The sequence below is a fragment of the Citrobacter sp. TBCS-14 genome, assembly GCF_005280805.1.
GTDB classification, from domain to species: Bacteria; Pseudomonadota; Gammaproteobacteria; order Enterobacterales; family Enterobacteriaceae; genus Citrobacter; species Citrobacter gillenii.
This window is the reverse complement of sequence record NZ_SZWM01000048.1, coordinates 287-548: the sequence shown is the minus strand read 5'-3', so window position 1 is coordinate 548 and position 262 is coordinate 287. Positions and strand designations below refer to the sequence as shown.

Genomic DNA, 262 nt, shown 5'->3' with positions numbered 1-262 from the left:
GTCGGCGTTTTATAGCCATTCAGGCCGACCTCAGCCAACAAGAGGCGCTGTCTGGCATAGTGACCCAAACTGTGGCCGCGTTTGGCCGGGTCGATATTCTGGTCAACAATGCGGGAACCATACGTCGTCAGGATGCGCTGGATTTTAGTGAAAAAGACTGGGATGACGTGATGAATCTGAATCTCAAATCCGTTTTTTTCCTGTCACAGGCAGTGGCGCGCCAGTTTCTGGTTCAGGGCAACGGCGGAAAAATCATTAACAT

Annotated in this window: 1 protein-coding gene; it reads left to right on the top strand. The window is 51.1% G+C overall.

What is annotated here, in order from left to right; translation table 11 throughout:
* The coding region (locus FDX22_RS30755; RefSeq protein ID WP_255432649.1) for an SDR family NAD(P)-dependent oxidoreductase at positions 1-262 on the top strand (262 nt) is incomplete at both ends.